Here is a 17,041-nt window from a genome sequence, read left to right on the forward strand (position 1 = left end):
CTGGGCGTTTTAGTAGGCATGATCTTGTTCGGAAAACCGCTTCGCACTTTTCCGGATCGTGCCCCAAGAGACCTCCCATAGAGCGTTGCAGCGCAAAAGGCTACCGCGCTCCGACGTCGTCCCGCCGCTCGGCCGGGGCTGCCGAGCCGCCTTCCTTGGCGGCCTCGTAGTTCAGCTCGATCATGACCCCGTTGGGGTCGTTCACGAAGATCTGCCAGAGATCGCCGCCGGGAACCTGGCGCGAGTCGAATTCCATGCCCTTGGACTGAAGCCGCTTCCGCATCCCGTCAAAGCCCTGGCTGGCAAAGGCGACGTGATGGACGACGCCCGAGTCCGGCTTTTGTGCCTCGTCGGTCGCGGAAATATCGACCAGATGCACGACCGCCTTGCCCTCGCTGTACATCCACGCACCGGGGAACGCGAAGTTCGGGCGCGCGCCCTTTTCCAGGCCCAGAATGTCCTCATAGAACCGCACCGTGGCGGTGAGATTCCGGGTCCGGATATTGAAATGATCGAGCACACCGACGCTCATGCCCATGCGATACACTCCCTTTTTTTGTGAGGTTCTTAGGTAGCCCGATCCTAGCACAAAACCGGGGTCTGCCATCCAACGAAGCCGTTGCCCTCCGCTGCGCAGGGGGTATGGTGCGGCTCCTTCCATGGACGGAATGCCCTGCCCGCCGCGACGTTTTCCGGCGGTCCCAAGGGGCGATCACCACGGCAAATCACAAGGTATCAGACATGGCTAAAGTCGCTTTCCTCGGTCTCGGCGTAATGGGTTTCCCGATGGCGGGACACCTCGTGAAAAAGGGCGGCCATGAGGTCACCGTTTACAACCGGACCGCGGCGAAGGCGAAGGAATGGGCCGACAAATTCGGCGGCAAGACCGCACCGACCCCGAAGGCCGCCGCCGAAGGTCAGGACTTCGTGATGTGCTGCGTCGGCAACGACAACGACCTGCGCTCGGTCACGATCGGCCCCGATGGCGCCTTTGCCGGGATCAGGAAGGGCGCGACCTTCGTCGATCACACCACCGCTTCCGCCGAGGTCGCCCGCGAGCTCGATGCCGCCGCCACCAAGGCTGGCTTCAAGTTCGTCGACGCGCCGGTGTCGGGCGGCCAGGCCGGCGCCGAGAACGGCGTGCTGACGGTGATGTGCGGCGGCAGCGAAGACGCCTATGCGGGCGCCGAGCCGATCATCACCGGCGCCTATGCGCGGATGTGCAAGCTGCTCGGACCGGCAGGCGCCGGCCAGCTCACCAAGATGGTCAACCAGATCTGCATCGCAGGCCTCGTTCAGGGTCTGTCCGAGGGCATCCACTTCGCCAAGAAGAGCGGCCTCGACGTCGCCGCCGTGATCGAGACCATTTCCAAGGGCGCCGCGCAGTCCTGGCAGATGGAAAACCGCTACAAGACCATGAACGAAGGCAAGTACGATTTCGGCTTCGCGGTCGAGTGGATGCGCAAGGACCTCTCGATCGCGCTGGCGGAAGCCCGCCGCAACGGCGCCACCCTACCCGCGACCGCGCTGGTCGACCAGTTCTATGCCGAGGTCGAGAAGATGGGCGGCAAGCGCTGGGATACGTCGAGCCTGCTGGCGAGACTGCAGCGCTGAGATCCGGCACGGAGCGAACAGTAAGGGCGCGGCTCAGCCGCGCCCGTTTTGCAGGCGATCGAACACCCCTGCACAGCGCTGTCGGCGGTTCGTCAGGCGACGCCGCCAAAAGTTAATTTAACTCCCGGTTAACGAGTTTCTTTAGCTTCTTAAGTCATCGCTTAATGATTTGGCGTCACAGATAGACAATGCAAAAGGCCCGCGCGGTTCGCTGGCAGGATTTGTGTTGTTTATGAGTAATCCCGCAGAAAAGCCTGAAGTTGTAGCGCTTCCGGCAGGACCTCAGGTAGCGGCGCCGGTGAACAGCCGGCGTGTCGCTGCGCAGCGGGTGCGCGAGGCGCGGGATCGGTTAACGTCAACCAGTGGAACCCGCCCGGCGTTCGACGCCGAACTGCTCCGCCAATACGCCCAGACCCGGATCTCGGCGTCCTACGTCGTGATGCTGCTCGTAGTGGCAACCGGCGTGCTGTTCGGCCTCTGGATGAAGCCGGTCGTGGCCGGCGCCTGGACGGTCGGCATCCTCTGTGTCCATCTCCTGATCATCCGCAGCTGCTCCCGCTTCCTCGCCGAGCCGACCTCGGTCGCGGTGACGCGCAAGTGGCGGACCCGCTTCGTGCTGCTCGACCTGCTCTACGGCCTGTGCTGGACCGCGATCCTGATCCACCCCGCCGGGCGCGATCTCGCTTCCAACACGCTGATGATGTTCCTGATGCTGCTGGTGATCGCGGTCTCCAGCATGCTGGCGGCGAGCCTGCCGATCGCAGCACTCGCGGCAACCGTTCCGGTGACGGTGGGAATCGCGCTCGACCTCGTGCTCAACGGCGCGTTCGACAATTACGTGCTGGCGCTGCTGGCGCTCGCCGCCGAGGGCTATTTCGCGCTGCTGGCGCACCGCCTGCATTCGACCACGCTGGCGACGCTGGAAGCCCGCGCCGAAAAGGACGCGCTGATCGGCGAACTGGAACAGGCCAAGGCGATCTCCGACGAGGCGCGGCACCGCGCCGAGTCCGCCAACGTCGCCAAGTCGCGCTTTCTCGCGCAGATGAGCCACGAGCTGCGCACGCCGCTCAATGCCATCCTCGGCTTCTCCGAGGTGATGAAGAGCGAGATCTTTGGCGCGCACGCCGTGCCGGTCTACAAGGAATATTCCGCCGACATCCATAATTCCGGCGTGCATCTGCTCAACCTCATCAACGAGATCCTCGATCTGTCGCGCATCGAGGCCGGTCGCTACGAGCTGAACGAAGAGGCGGTGGCGCTGGTGCATGTCGTCGCCGACTGCCATCATTTGCTGAAGCTGCGCGCCTCCAGCCGCGGCATCACCATCCACGAAGTGTTCGAGCATGGCATGCCGAGGATCTGGGGCGACGAGCGCGCCATCCGCCAGGTCGTGCTCAATTTGCTCTCCAACTCGATCAAGTTCACGCCGCAAGGCGGCGAAATCTGGCTAAAGGTCGGCTGGACCGCGTCGGGCGGGCAATATCTGAGCGTCAAGGACACCGGAAGCGGCATCGCCGAGGACGAGATCCCGGTCGTGCTGGCCTCGTTCGGCCAGGGCTCCAACTCGATCAAGTCGGCGGAACAGGGCGCGGGCCTTGGACTGCCGATCGCGAAGAGCTTGATCGACATGCATGGCGGCACCTTCACGCTGAAATCGAAGCTGCGCATCGGTACCGAGGTGATCGTGACCTTGCCGCCGGAGCGGGTGATGAGCGCGCTGGCGCCGATGGCGGAAGAATCGCCGCCGATGCAGCCGGAGCCCGCCGAGCCCACCATGGGCGCCGACCGGAAACGTGTGCGCCGCAAGTCGATCATGAGTGCCGGCACCGGATTGTAGAACATGTCGCGGACAAACGTGACGCGGGTTTCGCTGCCAACAAACGCAAGGCGTTCGCGCCAGGACCATGCTTGCGACAAAAAGCCGGGGCGGGATGCAGCATCCCGCGCCGCTCGGCTTGCACTGGCGGTCGAAACGGTTCAACAGTTGAAGAATGAGCTCAGAAACGCCGTGTATCGCAGTCTGCATGATGGACCCCAGGACCAAGCTCTGCTTCGGCTGTGGTCGCACGCTTCCGGAGATCGCGCGCTGGCACAAGATGGACCGCACGGAGCGGCTGTCCGTGATGGCGAGTTTGCCGGCGCGCATGGCCGAAGCCGGGCTCGAGCGTATGGAGCCGCGCCCGAAACGCGCCTAGCCGCCGCGACCGGAGGCGCACTGTGACCCGCATCCTCCTTGTCATCCTGCTGCTGATGGCAACCGCCGGCGCCGTCGTCGCCTATGGCGATCCCGATCAGATCGCGCGCGCCAGGGAGAACCTGACCCAGATCTTCGGCCGCAGCACCGTCGCGTCGGCCTCAGCCCCCTCCTCTGCTCCCGCCGTGCAGATCGCGCGCAGCCAGGGCGGCGAGTTCGCATTCCGCGCCAAGATCAACGGCGTCAGCGCGCCGATGGTGATCGATACCGGCGCGACCTCGGTCGTGCTGACCTGGGAAACCGCCAAGGCGATCGGGCTGCCGACCGACATGCTGGAATACAATGTCGACCTGGAAACCGCCGGCGGTCACACCAAGGCGGCGCGGCTGACGCTCGATCGCCTCGCGGTCGGCAAGCTGGTCGAGAAATCGGTGCCAGCGCTCGTGGTGCAGCGTGGACAGATGAAGACCAATCTGCTCGGCATGAGCTTTCTCGACCGGCTCGAGAGCTGGGGCGTGCGCGCCGATACGCTGTCGCTGACCGGCTACCCCGACGTCACCGGAAGCATCACCTCAAGCCGTCACCGGCGCCCGCGCACGGTCGTCGACTAGCGCTATCTATCGTCGTCGTGGATCGACGACGGATGCCGGCACAACGGCGTGACCTTAATCTCCATGAACGGAAACAGCGGCAGGCTGGACAGCATGTCGTGCAGCTCCTGCGCGCCCGAGACGTCGAAGATGCTGATATTGGCGTAGCGTCCGGCCACGCGCCATAGATGGCGCCATGCCCCCGCGCGCTGCAGCTCCATCGCGTGCACGCGTTCCGCCTGCTTCAGCGCGTCGACCTTTTCGGCCGCGATGTCATGTGGAATCCGTACATCCATCTCGACGTGGAACAGCATGGCGTTGAACTCTTTCTGCAAGGATGAGGCGACACCGCGAAACGGCGCGGAGCCGCCGTGCGATCGCGGCGGCTCCATTTAACTGTCTAGCAGATCGTCAGCCCTGTACCAGACCGCGGCTGACGAGGTTGATATCATCGGGATTGACGAGATCCTTCGCCGTCCAACCCGAGACGTCGTAGTCGCTCATGCAGTTGCGCACGAAATCCTGCATGGCGCCGAGGTCGCCGGTCGCGCTTGCGGCCATCAGGGTCTCGACACGCAGGTTCTCGTAATTGCCAGCGTAGTTGCGCTCGTAGAGCTCGTGTCGGCCGCCAAACTCGGAGCCGACCGCATCCCATAGCAGCTTGAGCAGCTTGATCCGGTCGATCGCGGCATAGCCGTTCGAGCCGCGGACGAAGCGATCCAGATAGGGCCGGATGGCCTCGCTCTCGAGATCCGCCGAGCTCGACGGCAGGTAGATGAGACCGCTCGCGACATGGCGCTCGATCAATTCCTTGATCCGCGGATAGGCCATCGGCGCGAACACGCGATAGGCCAGCCCGTAATTCAGGTTGGGCAGATTGTAGCCGTCGGTGCCCTGCCACGCGATTGGCGATTTCACCATCGCATCGGCAATGCCGTGGAACAAATTGCGCCAGGCAATCACCTCGCCGACCGCCGTCTGCACGCCACGGAAATCCTTCGAGCCGGTCGCCTCCACCGCCATCGAGAACAGGCCGGCGATGAAGTCGAGCTTGACCGCAAGCCGGGTCACGCCGTGCAGCGTGAAGCGCGGAATGAAACCTGACGCCGGGAAGAACTGGTTGATCTTGTCGACGTCGCCGTAGATGAAGACGTTCTCCCAGGGCACCAGCACCTTGTCGAAGACGAGGATGGAGTCGTTCTCGTCGAAGCGGCTCGAGAGCGGATAGTCGAACGGCGAGCCGGTCGCGGCCGCCGTGAATTCGTAGGACGAGCGGGCAATCAGCTTGATGCCCTTGGCATCCATCGGCGCCGTGAAGATCAGCGCGAACGACTTGTCCTTGATCGGGATGCCATAGTGGGCGATGAAATTGTAGTGCGTCAGCGCCGAGCCGGTCGCGACCACCTTCGCGCCCGAGACGATCAGGCCGGCATCGGTCTCCTTCTCGACATGCATGAAGACGTCGCGCACGTCCTCGATGGCGCGATCACGATCGATCGGCGGATTGACGATGGCATGATTCCAGAAGTCGAGCCGTTCCTGGGTCCGGGCGTACCACTTCTTCGCATTACCGGCGTACTCGCCATAGAAGCCCGAATTCGCGCCCAGCGTGCCGAGGAACGCCGCCTTGTAGTCCGGTGAACGGCCCATCCAGCCGAACGCAACCTTCTGCAGTTCGGCGATCGCATCGCGGCCCTTGATCAGGTCGTCGGCGGTTCGCGAGCCGAGGAAGAACGGATGGGTGATCTGTCCCGAGCCGGTGTCGGTCAGGACACCGATCTGATCCTTCTTCTCGTGGAAGCGATCGTACCAGCGCGCCACCATCCGCGCCGAATTGCGGAATGCGGGATGCTCGGTGACATTCTTGACGCGCTCGCCGTAGATGTAGATTTCGCGGCCGTCCTGGATGCTGTCCAGGAATTCCGCGCCGGTATAGACGCTGGTGGTCGACGCAGGCGCGTCGGCACGCAAGGCAGCTGCTGTCGTCATGGGTTTCTCCTCCGCTTGTGTCGCCGGACGGGGGCTTGTCACACCGGTCCGAGCAATTCGCCACGCTCTTGGTCGGCGTGACATCGGAGGAAACGCTACGCGCTGAGGCGGAGCCGGCGAAAGGTATCACACCATACCGAGCAGCCAGGCCCGGCTCGGGCTATGACTCGATGGCACGGACCACACGGCAATGATCGTCCGACCGACGCAACGCCCGCTGACGCAGCGCGGCAAGGGAGCGAACCATGGGCAAGGGTTTTGGCAGCACCGCTGTCGCTTTCCATCGCGATGGGGAATTGGCCCTCACGGCGAGCGTCGTGACCATCGGTGCGTTTGACGGCGTCCACCGCGGCCATCAGGAACTGCTCCGGCAGACCATTGCGGCAGCGCAACGCCGCTGCGTTCCGGCCGTGGTCTACACCTTCGATCCGCCGCCGAAGGTGTATTTCGGCCAGGCCGAGGCGCTGACGTCGCTCGACGAGAAGCTCGAGCGCATCGCAACATTTGCGCCTGACCATGTCATCGTCGCGGACTTCAACCAGGTCTACATTCGCCGCACCGCGGCCGACTTTCTCGCCGAGTTGCAGCTTCTGCACCCTCGCGAAGTGATCGTCGGCGAGGACTTCCGCTTCGGGTCCTGCAAGGGCGGCACCGCGCAGCTGCTGCGGCAGCACTTCAACACGCGCATCCTGCCGCAGGTGCGCTGCGGCAATGGCGAGATCGTCTCCAGCAGCCGGATCCGCTCGCTGCGGCGATCCGGCCTTGCCGCCGCTGCGTCAGCGCTGGAAAACTGGCGAGACATCGTGACTGCGTCACCGGTCAATCGATCAAGCCTGGCCCAACTCGAGGTCATCAACCAATGACCGCCATCGATCCGCGCGAGCTGCGCAATGCCTGTGGCCAGTTCGGCACCGGCGTCACCATCATCACCACGCATTGCGAGGGACGCGACCACGGCATGACGGCGAATGCCTTCATGTCGGTGTCGCTCGATCCGCCGCTGGTCGCGATCTCGATCGCAAAAAGCGCAAAGATGCTCTGCAACATCCAGACCACCGGCCGTTTTGCGGTCAGCGTGCTCGCCGAGGGGATGGAAGATCTCGCCTGGCATTTCGCCGGCAAGCCCAAGCTCGACCTCCGCGACGTGTTCGAGCGGCGCAATGAGCTGCCGGTCATCGCCAACGCGGCGGCGTATTTCGTGACCGAACTCGCCGACGAGATCATCGCCGGAGACCATATCATCTTTCTCGGCCACGTCCGCGAGATGTCGCTGCAGCCGAGCAAGCGACCGCTACTGTTCTTCCGCGGCCGCTTCGGCAGCCTCGCCGACCCGCATCCCGCGCCCGCGATGCTGGAGAACGCCGCCTACGAATTCGTCTGGTGAAGCCACCAAATGAAATTCCCGAAACCGGGGATGCAAGTTTGATCAAAACTGCAAGAAAAGGAGGAAACGACCATGCTGAACGTCAACAAGGACACCATCACCGACCACGTGATCGCCGCGCTTTCGCCGGACATCCCGGATCGCAACCGTCAGATCATGACCAGCCTGATCCGTCACATGCACTCCTTCTGCAAGGAGGTCGACCTGACCTTCGCCGAATGGTTTGCCGCCTGCGAATTCCTGCGCCGCGCCGGCGACATCTCGGACGAGAAGCGCAACGAGTTCATCCTGATCGCGGACATTCTCGGCGTCGAGGTGCTGGTCGACATGCTCGACCATCGCGTCACCGATGGCGAGAGCGAGTCGACCGTGCTCGGGCCGTTCTACCGGGAAAACCCGCCGGTGCTGCCGAAGGGCGCTTCCATCATCAAGAAGACGTTCGACAACGCGCAGACCGTGAAGGTCAGCGGGCGCATCAGCGACACCGCGGGCCGGCCGATCGAGGGCGTCACCATCGACGTCTGGGAGGACGCGCCGAATGGGCTCTACGATCTGCAAGACCCCGAGCAGCCGGCGTACAATTTGCGCGGCCGGTTCACGACCGATGCCAACGGCGAATACGCCTTCGTGGCGCTGCGTCCCGAGCCCTACCCGATCCCCTATGACGGCGCCGGCGGCGAGCTCCTGAAGTACATGGGCCACCATCCCTGGCGTCCGGGCCACATCCACTTCATGCTATCCAAGGACGGCTATCAATCGCTGATCTCGCAGATCTACGATTCCGAGACCAAGTATCTCGACAACGACTCGGTGTTCGCCGTGAAGCAGAGCCTGATCGGCACGTTCGCCAAGGCGCCGGCCGGCGCCGACACCGATCTCGTTCTCGCCTTCGACTTCAAGCTCAAGAAGGCGGCGGTCGAGCGGCTTGTCGCGGCTGAGTAATCCGTAGCAAGCCCGCCGGACCTCGAAGGCCCGGCGGGCTCAACTTAAACCGACCTGTGAGGACTTATGAGCCGTGCCGTGATCGAAATCGCCGAGCCCGTGGAGCAAGTGCAGCCACTCGCAAAGGACACTGCGATCCGCAGTATCCGCGCCACCATCGTGGAGGCGCCGACCCGCCGGCGGCACAAGCTTTCGAACACGGAAGTCACCCATCAGGGCTACGTGCTGGTGCGCGTGCTGCTCGACAATGGCGTGACGGGGATCGGCGAAGCCTCGACGCTCGGCGGACCGCGCTGGGCCGAGGAGAGCGTGGAATCGATCAAGGCCGCGGTCACGAACTATCTGGCGCCGGCGCTGCTCGGGCAGCCCGCCCTCGCCTTCGAGGCCAACGCCTTGCGCATGAGCAAGGCCGCCACCCGCAATTTCGCGGCCAAGGGCGCGATCGAATCCGCTCTGCTCGACGCCGCCGGCAAGACGCTGGGCCTTCCCGCCAGCGCGCTGCTCGGCGGCGCCGTGCGCGAGCGCATGGAGGTGATCTGGGCGCTGGCCTCGGGCGACAGTGGCCAGGAGTTGGAGGAAGCCAAAGAGAAGCTGCGGCGCCGCGAGCACCGCCAATTCAAGATCAAGTTCGGCTTCAACCGGCCACAGGCCGATCTGAAGCGGCTGCAGGCGCTGCGCGCTGGCCTCGGCGACGAGGTGCGCCTGATCGTCGATGTCAACCAGGCCTGGACCGAGGCCGAATGCATCCGCTTCATGCCCGCGCTTGAGGAACTGGACGTTGCCCTGATCGAGCAACCGGTGTCGGCGCTGCAGCTCGAAGCCATGGCGCGCGTTGCGGCGCGCACCTCGATCCCGTTGCTGGTCGACGAGGCCGCCTTCACCAAGGAGGAAATCGCCCGCGTCGCCACGATGGGTTGCGGCAGCGTCTATTCGTTGAAGCTTGTGAAGAGCGGCGGCCTGTTTGAAATGAAACGCGCCGCCGCGGTCGCGGGCGCGCAGGGCCTCGAGCTCTACGGCGGCTGCCTGCTGGAGAGCAGCATCGGCGCGGCCGCGCATCTCGCCGCCTTCGCCACCCTGCCCAGACTCGAATGGGGCACCGAGCATTTCGGTCCGCGCATTCTCGTGGAGGATCTGGTCGTCAATCCGATCAAATTCGACGCGTTCGAGATCTGCGTCCCTGATGGTCCGGGTCTCGGCGTCGAGGCCGACGAGGACAAGATCCGTGCCTTCGCTCGCAAGGATTAGTCCGATGGCGCTGTCCCTGCGGACAATTGACAATCCGGGGACCCACGCCCAGTCTTCGCACCGAAACCACCGTCTCGAACGCGCGCTGATGACCACGCGGCACCACACCCGGCCAGCCCTTCCCGCAGCTTCCCCGGAGGCGCGCGGACAAGCGTCCGGCTGACAGTGACCGATCGCGACGACGTCATGGATCTCAGGCGGCTGGTCTATTTCGTCGCCGTCGCCGAGGAATTGCATTTCGGCCGCGCCGCATCGCGGCTCGCGATCGCGCAGCCGCCGCTGAGCCGGCAGATCGCACAGCTGGAGAGCGATCTCGGCGTCATGCTGATCGACCGCAGCCGAAGCCAGATCCGGCTGACCCAGGCCGGCAGCGTTCTCTTGGAGCGTGCGCGCGACGTACTAGAGCGGCTCGACCGCACCCACCGCGAGATCAAGCGGATCGGAGAAGGCTTTTCGGGGCACCTGCGCGTCGCCTTCGTCGGATCGGCGACCTATGGTGTGCTGCCCAACGTGATCAAGGCATTTCGTTCGGCCTATCCCGATGTCGAGCTCGCGCTGTCGGCGATGAACAATGCCGAGCAGAAGCGCGCGGTGATCCAGCGCGAGATCGATATCGCCGTCGCGCGGCCCTCGCTCGAGGACGAGGAATTGAAGTCGGAGCCGCTGCTGCAGGAGCCGCTGATCCTCGCGCTGTCGGACACCTCGCCGCTGCTCGAGCAGCAGGTCACGCGCCTGGCGGCGCTGAAAGCCGAGACGTTCGTGCTCTACCCGCGCAAGCCGCGCCCGAGCTTCGCCGACCACATCCTCAACATCTGCCTCGAAGAGGGCTTCATTCCGAAATCGCAGGTGCTGGCGCAGGACTATCAGACCGCGATCAGCCTGGTGTCGGTTGGCGTCGGGATCGCGCTGGTGCCGAAATCAGTCTCGCAGGCCGAACGCCCCGGCGTCGCCTACCGCGCCTATGAAGGGCACAATCCCGGCACCGCGCTGTCGCTGAACTACCGGCGCGACAACCGGATGCCGCACCTCTTCAACTTCCTGAAGGTCGCACAGGACGTCATGCGGCGTCAGCGCAAGCCGTAGAGCGCGCCGTCAGGCCGCGACCGCCGGCAGCGCGCGGTCGTCAACGCGTGCGATCGCGTCGCGCAGCACGTCGATGCCTGCGCCCGGCCGCACGCCATTCTCCGCAAGGTGCCTGCGGAACGCACGCGCGCCGGGGACGCCATGGAAGGCGCCGACGAAATGGCGCGTGATCGAATGCAGCCGCGTGCCTTCGGCCAATTGCCGCTCGATATAGGGCAGCATCGCCGCGAACACGTCCTTCATCGTCACATGCGGCGACGTTTCACCGAACAGCTCCGAGTCGACGGTAAGCAGCCGCCACGGCTCCTGATACGCCGCCCGCCCCAGCATCACGCCATCGACATGCGCCAGATGCTGCTTCGCTTCGGCGAGGCTCGTGATCCCGCCGTTGATGATGATAGGCACATCAGGCAGCGCCGCCTTGAGACGATAGACGCGATCGTAGTCGAGCGGCGGGATGTCGCGGTTCTCCTTCGGCGACAACCCGTTGAGCCAGGCCTTGCGCGCGTGTACGACCAGCACATCGGCGCCCGCGGCAATCACGCCGCGCGCCAGCGTATCGAGCGCGACTTCCGGATCCTGGTCGTCGATGCCGATCCGGCACTTCACCGTGACGGGAATTTTCACCGCGCGCTTCATCGCCGCAACGCCTTCGGCGACCAGCGCGGGCTCCGCCATCAGGCAGGCGCCGAAGCGGCCGTTCTGTACCCGATCGGACGGACAGCCGACATTGAGGTTGATCTCGTCATAGCCAAAATCCTCGCCGATCTGCGCAGCGGTCGCGAGATCGCGCGGATCGGAACCGCCGAGTTGCAGCGCCACCGGATGCTCGCTGGTGTCGAAGCCGAGCAGCCGCGCCCGGTCGCCGTGGATCACGGCACCGGTCGTCAGCATCTCCGTATAGAGCCGCGCCCGCCGCGACATCAGGCGATGGAAGACCCGGCAATGCCGATCCGTCCAATCCATCATCGGTGCAACGGTAAAACGATGCGACAACGCATTGATGTTATTTCGCTTTATCATCGCGCCTGAGATAGCTGACTTTTGGGCCGACACAACTGCAAATTCGGCCGTCCGGAATTTTTCCTTTTGATTCAGATGCTTACAGCACTCGCCGCCCCGGCTCGCCGAGGCGACCGGCGAGCATCGGGCCGAGCTGGAGCAAATGCAGGTCTAGCTGCTGAACCCGGCCGGAATGAATGCCGGCAGCTTTTGCTCGATGAACTGCTTGACCTCGGGCGAGTTGAACACCTGGATGAAGGCCTTCAGTCGCGGATCATCCTTCTTGTCCGGCCGTGCCGTGAAGCGCAGCACCAGGCCATCATCGACGGTACGATCGATGATCAGCGCCGATTTTGGATCACCGCCCGCCGGTACCAGATAGGTGACGTTGACGAGCGCCAGGCTGACATCATCGAGCGAGCGATAGGTCTGCGCCGGATCGAGCTCGACGATCTTCAAATTCTTTGGATTATCGACAATATCGAACCGGCTCACTGCAAAGCCCTTGCCCGGCGCCAGCTTGATCAGCCCCGCACGCTCGAGCAGGATCAGGCCGCGCGCACCGTTGAGCGGCTCATTCGGGATCGCGACGCTGTCGCCGGATTTGATCTCGTCGAGCGACTTGATCTTCTTCGAGAACAGCCCGACCGGCGCGATCACGCCGACCTTGTCGACCTGCACCAGATTGAACCCGCGTTGCTTGTTCTGCAGCGCGAGATACGTCGCATGCTGGAACAGATTGGCATCGACATCGCCGCTGTTGACGACCTCGTTGAGCGCCACCCAATCCGACAGCTCCACGAGCTTGACGTCCTGCCCCTTGTCCTTGGCAAGCTTCGCCGCGAACGCGGCCAGTTGTCCGACCGGCCCCGCGCTGGTGGCGATCTTCAGGGGCTCGTCGGCCATGGCCGCGCCGGTCAAGGCCAGCGACAGGCCGACCGCCTGCGCCAGACGCAAAAGTCTCTTCATCGTCTCAAGTCCGTTTGTTGTTGGGGTTTGCGATCAGGCCGCCTTGCGGGTGCTGACTGCATCCGCCTGCGCCAGCGCCTGGATGAGATCGGCCAGGATATCGTCGGGATGCTCAATCCCGACCGATAGCCTGACGTAGCCGGGCGTCACACCGGCGGCGAGTTGCTCCTGCGCGCTGAGCTGCTGGTGAGTGGTTGACGCCGGATGAATCGCCAGCGACCGCGCGTCACCGATATTGGCGACGTGGTAGAACAGTTTCAGCGCGTCGATGAAGCGGCGACCGGCCTCGACGCCCCCCTTGAGCTCGAAGCCGACCAGCGCGCCGTAGCCGCCCTTCAGATAGGCATCGGCGCGGCGCCGGTTCTCTCCGCTCTGCTGGCCCGGGAAGATCACCGTCGAGATCGATGGATGCCTGGCGAGGAAGTCGGCAACCTTGATCGCATTCTCGTTGTGCTGCCGAATCCGCAGCGGCAACGTCTCGATACCCTGGATGAACTGAAAGGCATTCTGCGGTGCGATCGCCGCACCGAGGTCACGCAGCAGCCTGACCCGGGCGCGCAGGATATAGGCGATCGGACCGAACGGCTTGGCCGCCTCGGTCCAGATCGCGCCATGGTATGCCTCGTCCGGCTGGGTCAGCAGCGGGAAACGCTCGGCGTGAGCCGCCCAGTCGAAATTGCCGCCGTCGATGATCGCGCCGCCGATCGAGGTGCCGTGGCCGCCGATATATTTCGTCGTCGAATAGACCACGACCGCGGCGCCGTGCTCGAACGGCCGGGCGATGATCGGGGCCGCCGTGTTGTCGAGGATCAGGGGCACGCCGAGCGATCGGCCGATGTCGGCGACCTCCTTGATCGGAAACACGTTGAGCTTCGGGTTGGGCAGCGTCTCGGCGAAATAGGCCCTGGTCTTCGCATCGGTGGCACGGCGGAAATTCTCAGGGTCGGCGGGATCGACGAAGCGGACTTCGATGCCGAACTGCTTCAGGGTCTGCGAGAGCAGCGTCCAGGTGCCGCCATAGAGGTCGGTCGAGGACACGATGTTGTCGCCGGCCCGCGCGATGTTGAAGATGGCAAAGGCCGAGGCGGTCTGGCCGGACGCAACGGCCAATGCGGCGGCGCCGCCCTCGAGCGCGGCCAGCCTCTCCTCGAACGCATCGGCGGTCGGATTCTTGATCCGCGTGTAGATCTGGCCGATCGCTTCCAGCGCGAACAGCCGCGACGCATGGTCGGCATTCTCGAACTGGAATGACGTCGTCTGGTAGATCGGCACGGCCACCGCGCCGGTCGTCGGATCCGAACGATAGGAACCGCCGTGCAAGGCGAGCGTCTCGACGTTCTTGGTTTCGACCGGCATTTTGAAATCTCCTGAAGTTCGTGATCCCAGCGTGACAAGTCGGCGAAGGATGCGCAGCCGCTCCGGCGCTGTCGAGATGTTCAGAAAAATAGCGATGAACGCGCTGTCGCAACATGATCATGCATCCGGAATCTTTCGGACGATGCGCGGGCAGCAATCGATTTGTTTTGTGCGCGGCGCGGTCGCAACCGACGCCGGCCGACCACCGATCGTCCCTGCGCGTGCGTTGTGATCCGCGATTGCCTCTTGGATTCACGCGTTGTGGATCGACGCGCAGCGAGCCATGGAAACGAAACGTTCTGCGCCTCATCAAGGGACAGCAGGATTTTCACCTGTACCCCAGGCAATTCAAAACCAAGTCGCGCCGCCGAGATGATAAGCCTGACGGACAACTCCTTACCGAAACGAACCAGGTCGATGGCCAGATCCCGCGAGCTCCGCTTCAACGCCTTCAACATGATGGCTCCGAGTCACAATTGGGCCGGGCTATGGTCGCATCCGCGCGACACGTCGCTCGACTACAATTCGCTGGACTACTGGGTGAACTATGCCAGGACGGCGGAGCGCGGCCTGCTCGACGGCATCTTCCTGGCCGACGTGTTCGGCGTCTATGACGTCTATGCCAACGGTCCCGAGACAGCGCTGCGCCACGCCGTGCAGTTGCCGAACGCCGAGCCGACCTTGCTCGTTTCGGCCATGGCGCTGGTGACCAAGCATCTCGGCTTTGGCATCACCTCCAACCTCACCCACGAGCATCCCTACCAATTCGCCCGGCGCTTCTCGACGCTCGATCACCTGACGGGCGGGCGGATCGGCTGGAACATCGTCACCGGCTATCTCGATAGCGGCGCCCGCGGCATGGGGCTCGACGCCAACCGGGCACATGACGAGCGGTACGAGGCGGCCGAGGAATTCCTCGCGGCGACCTATCAATTATGGGAAGGCAGTTGGGAGGACGGTGCCGTCCGTCGCGACCGGGCCGCGCGCATCTTCACCGACCCGGCCAGGATTCACCCCGTCCGGCACAACGGGCGTCACTACAGGGTCGACGGCATTCATCTGGCGGAGCCCTCGCCGCAGCGCACGCCGCTATTGTACCAGGCCGGCACTTCCAGGCGCGGTCGCGCCTTCGCGGCGCGGCATGCGGAGGCGATCTTCCTCAACGGCCAGACCAAGCCGATGCTCGCCCGCGCCGTTCGCGACATCAGGGACGCGGCAAAGGAGTTCGGCCGCGATCCCTACGATATCCGCCTGTTTGCAGGCGCGACTGTCATCGTCGCCCCGACGCGCGCGGAGGCCAACGATCTGCTGGCGGAGTACGCAGAGCATGTCGACCAGACCGGACAGCTCGCCCTGCTCTCCGGCTGGACCGGGATCGACTTCTCGACCTATCGGCCCGACCAGGCCGTGCAATATGTCGAGAGCAACGCGATCCAGTCGATGGTCGAGAATTTCACGGTGCGCAGCGATCGCCCGGTCAGGGTCGGCGACCTCGCCACCCTCAGCCGGATCGGTGCGCGTTCGCCCTTCGTGGTCGGCTCCCCTCAGAATGTCGCGGACGAATTGATCGCCTGGGCGGACGAAACCGACGTCGACGGCTTCAACCTGTTCCGTCTGGTCGCGCCGGAATCACTCGATGGATTTGTCGATCTGGTGGTGCCGGAGCTGCAATCGCGCGGCGTCTACAAGACCGCATATCGCGAGGGAACGCTGCGCGAAAAGCTGTTTCCCGGACGCGGGCCGCGCCTTCACGTCACGCATCCGGGCGCGGGCTATCGCCACGCGCCCGCCAATGCCGTTCAGCCCAGCGCCGCCGAATAAGGCGCATCGCCAGGATCGGCCGATCGGCTACCAGCTCGGCAACACAGCGCCCTTGAACTTGGTCAGGACGAATTCCTTGACCTCCGGCGAGTGATAGCTGTCCACCAGGGTCCTGACCCAGGGCTTGTCCTTGTCGGTGCTGCGCACCGCGATCAGATTGACGTAAGGTCCCTTCGGATCCTCACGCAGGATCGGATCCCTGACCGGATCGAGACCGGCCTGGGTCGCATAGTTGGTGTTGATCGCGGCGGCATCGACATCGTCCAGCGCGCGAGGGGCCTGGGCTGCGTCGACCTCGATGAATCTGAGCTTCTTGGGATTCTCCGTGATGTCGATGACCGACGGCTTGAAGCCGACCCCATCCTTCAGCTTGATTACGCCCTTGTCGCGCAGCAGCAACAGCACACGGCCGCCATTGGTCGGGTCGTTCGGGATCGAGACCTTGCCGCCATCGGGAATATCAGCCCAGTTCTTGTGCTTCTTCGAATAGACGCCGATCGGGAAATTGACCGTCAGCCCCACCGACTCAATCTTGTAGCCGCGATCGGCCTTCTGGTTGTCGAGATAAGGCTGGTTCTGGAACGAATTGGCCTGGATATCGCCGGCATCGAGCGCGGCATTGGGCACGACATAGTCCGAGAATTCGATGAGCTGGATGTCGAGCCCGCCCTTCGCGGCGATCGGCTTCACCGCCTCAAGGATTTGGGCATGCGGGCCCGGCGTCACGCCGATCTTGATCGTTTCGGCGGCGGCGGCCGCCGACCAGACAGCGAGGGCGCTCGCGAGCGTGACAACAGAACGAAACGACATCTTGGTCTCCGTGAAATGGGCAAAAACAGAAGGGGCGTAACG

Annotated in this window: 18 protein-coding genes; 10 read left to right on the forward strand and 8 right to left on the reverse strand. The window is 64.1% G+C overall.

The window, feature by feature from the left end; all coding sequences use genetic code 11:
• Window positions 1-100: 100 nt before the first annotated feature.
• On the reverse strand, window positions 101-538 hold the full coding sequence (locus FBZ93_RS03830; RefSeq protein ID WP_074129282.1) for a VOC family protein: 438 nt from the start codon (window positions 536-538) through the stop codon (window positions 101-103).
• Window positions 539-711: 173 nt separating this feature from the next.
• On the opposite strand from FBZ93_RS03830, the gene FBZ93_RS03835 reads away from it, so the two are divergent.
• The 4 genes from FBZ93_RS03835 to FBZ93_RS03850 all read left to right on the forward strand — a co-directional run bounded on the left by FBZ93_RS03835 (window position 712) and on the right by FBZ93_RS03850 (window position 4,419).
• On the forward strand, window positions 712-1,614 hold the full coding sequence (locus tag FBZ93_RS03835; protein ID WP_283810808.1) for an NAD(P)-dependent oxidoreductase: 903 nt from the start codon (window positions 712-714) through the stop codon (window positions 1,612-1,614).
• Window positions 1,615-1,846: 232 nt separating this feature from the next.
• A complete protein-coding gene (locus FBZ93_RS03840; protein ID WP_146984610.1) occupies window positions 1,847-3,451 on the forward strand; it encodes a sensor histidine kinase in 1,605 nt (534 codons plus the stop codon).
• Between the two features lie 154 nt (window positions 3,452-3,605).
• Window positions 3,606-3,809, forward strand: a complete 204-nt coding sequence (locus FBZ93_RS03845) for a DUF1289 domain-containing protein (RefSeq protein ID WP_146984611.1) — start codon at window positions 3,606-3,608, stop codon at window positions 3,807-3,809.
• Window positions 3,810-3,831: 22 nt separating this feature from the next.
• A complete protein-coding gene (locus FBZ93_RS03850) occupies window positions 3,832-4,419 on the forward strand; it encodes a TIGR02281 family clan AA aspartic protease (protein WP_146984612.1) in 588 nt (195 codons plus the stop codon).
• A 2-nt stretch (window positions 4,420-4,421) separates the two neighbouring features.
• Here FBZ93_RS03850 and catC read toward each other — a convergent pair whose 3' ends face one another.
• Both catC and FBZ93_RS03860 read right to left on the reverse strand, forming a co-directional pair.
• The gene (gene catC / locus FBZ93_RS03855) at window positions 4,422-4,790 is read right to left on the reverse strand and encodes a muconolactone Delta-isomerase (RefSeq protein ID WP_433995375.1); all 369 of its coding nucleotides are present in this window, start codon (window positions 4,788-4,790) and stop codon (window positions 4,422-4,424) included.
• A gap of 19 nt (window positions 4,791-4,809) precedes the next feature.
• On the reverse strand, window positions 4,810-6,387 hold the full coding sequence (locus FBZ93_RS03860; RefSeq protein WP_146984613.1) for a 4-hydroxyphenylacetate 3-hydroxylase N-terminal domain-containing protein: 1,578 nt from the start codon (window positions 6,385-6,387) through the stop codon (window positions 4,810-4,812).
• A gap of 245 nt (window positions 6,388-6,632) precedes the next feature.
• Between FBZ93_RS03860 and FBZ93_RS03865 the strand changes: the two genes are divergently transcribed.
• The 5 genes from FBZ93_RS03865 to FBZ93_RS03885 all read left to right on the forward strand — a co-directional run bounded on the left by FBZ93_RS03865 (window position 6,633) and on the right by FBZ93_RS03885 (window position 11,041).
• A complete protein-coding gene (locus FBZ93_RS03865) occupies window positions 6,633-7,250 on the forward strand; it encodes an FAD synthetase (protein WP_246667346.1) in 618 nt (205 codons plus the stop codon).
• Window positions 7,247-7,771 (forward strand): flavin reductase family protein, encoded by a 525-nt coding sequence (locus FBZ93_RS03870; protein WP_146984614.1) that lies wholly within the window; start codon window positions 7,247-7,249, stop codon window positions 7,769-7,771. The genes FBZ93_RS03865 and FBZ93_RS03870 overlap by 4 nt, the downstream gene beginning before the upstream one ends.
• A 72-nt stretch (window positions 7,772-7,843) precedes the next feature.
• On the forward strand, window positions 7,844-8,713 hold the full coding sequence (locus FBZ93_RS03875; RefSeq protein WP_146984615.1) for an intradiol ring-cleavage dioxygenase: 870 nt from the start codon (window positions 7,844-7,846) through the stop codon (window positions 8,711-8,713).
• Between the two features lie 66 nt (window positions 8,714-8,779).
• Window positions 8,780-9,958, forward strand: coding sequence for a muconate/chloromuconate family cycloisomerase (locus FBZ93_RS03880; protein WP_146984616.1), 1,179 nt, complete (start codon window positions 8,780-8,782; stop codon window positions 9,956-9,958).
• 165 nt (window positions 9,959-10,123) lie between these two features.
• Complete coding sequence (locus tag FBZ93_RS03885) at window positions 10,124-11,041, forward strand: LysR family transcriptional regulator (protein ID WP_246667347.1); 918 nt, start codon at window positions 10,124-10,126, stop codon at window positions 11,039-11,041.
• 9 nt (window positions 11,042-11,050) lie between these two features.
• Here FBZ93_RS03885 and dusA read toward each other — a convergent pair whose 3' ends face one another.
• The 4 genes from dusA to FBZ93_RS41065 form a co-directional block, all read right to left on the reverse strand.
• On the reverse strand, window positions 11,051-12,064 hold the full coding sequence (dusA, locus tag FBZ93_RS03890; RefSeq protein ID WP_167528898.1) for a tRNA dihydrouridine(20/20a) synthase DusA: 1,014 nt from the start codon (window positions 12,062-12,064) through the stop codon (window positions 11,051-11,053).
• 150 nt (window positions 12,065-12,214) lie between these two features.
• On the reverse strand, window positions 12,215-13,012 hold the full coding sequence (locus FBZ93_RS03895; RefSeq protein WP_146984617.1) for a MetQ/NlpA family ABC transporter substrate-binding protein: 798 nt from the start codon (window positions 13,010-13,012) through the stop codon (window positions 12,215-12,217).
• A 33-nt stretch (window positions 13,013-13,045) separates the two neighbouring features.
• Complete coding sequence (locus FBZ93_RS03900; protein WP_146984618.1) at window positions 13,046-14,368, reverse strand: O-acetylhomoserine aminocarboxypropyltransferase/cysteine synthase family protein; 1,323 nt, start codon at window positions 14,366-14,368, stop codon at window positions 13,046-13,048.
• An 80-nt stretch (window positions 14,369-14,448) separates the two neighbouring features.
• Complete coding sequence (locus tag FBZ93_RS41065; RefSeq protein ID WP_146984619.1) at window positions 14,449-14,826, reverse strand: hypothetical protein; 378 nt, start codon at window positions 14,824-14,826, stop codon at window positions 14,449-14,451.
• Here FBZ93_RS41065 and FBZ93_RS03910 point away from each other — a divergent pair.
• Entirely contained in the window at window positions 14,786-16,189 is a 1,404-nt protein-coding gene (locus FBZ93_RS03910) for an LLM class flavin-dependent oxidoreductase (RefSeq protein ID WP_146984620.1), read from the forward strand. The genes FBZ93_RS41065 and FBZ93_RS03910 overlap by 41 nt on opposite strands.
• A gap of 27 nt (window positions 16,190-16,216) precedes the next feature.
• On the opposite strand, the gene FBZ93_RS03915 is transcribed toward FBZ93_RS03910, so the two are convergent.
• Window positions 16,217-16,999, reverse strand: a complete 783-nt coding sequence (locus FBZ93_RS03915) for a MetQ/NlpA family ABC transporter substrate-binding protein (protein WP_146984621.1) — start codon at window positions 16,997-16,999, stop codon at window positions 16,217-16,219.
• Window positions 17,000-17,041 lie beyond the last annotated feature (42 nt).

This window comes from Bradyrhizobium macuxiense (assembly GCF_007993935.1).
In the GTDB taxonomy this organism is placed as follows: Bacteria; Pseudomonadota; Alphaproteobacteria; order Rhizobiales; family Xanthobacteraceae; genus Bradyrhizobium; species Bradyrhizobium macuxiense_A.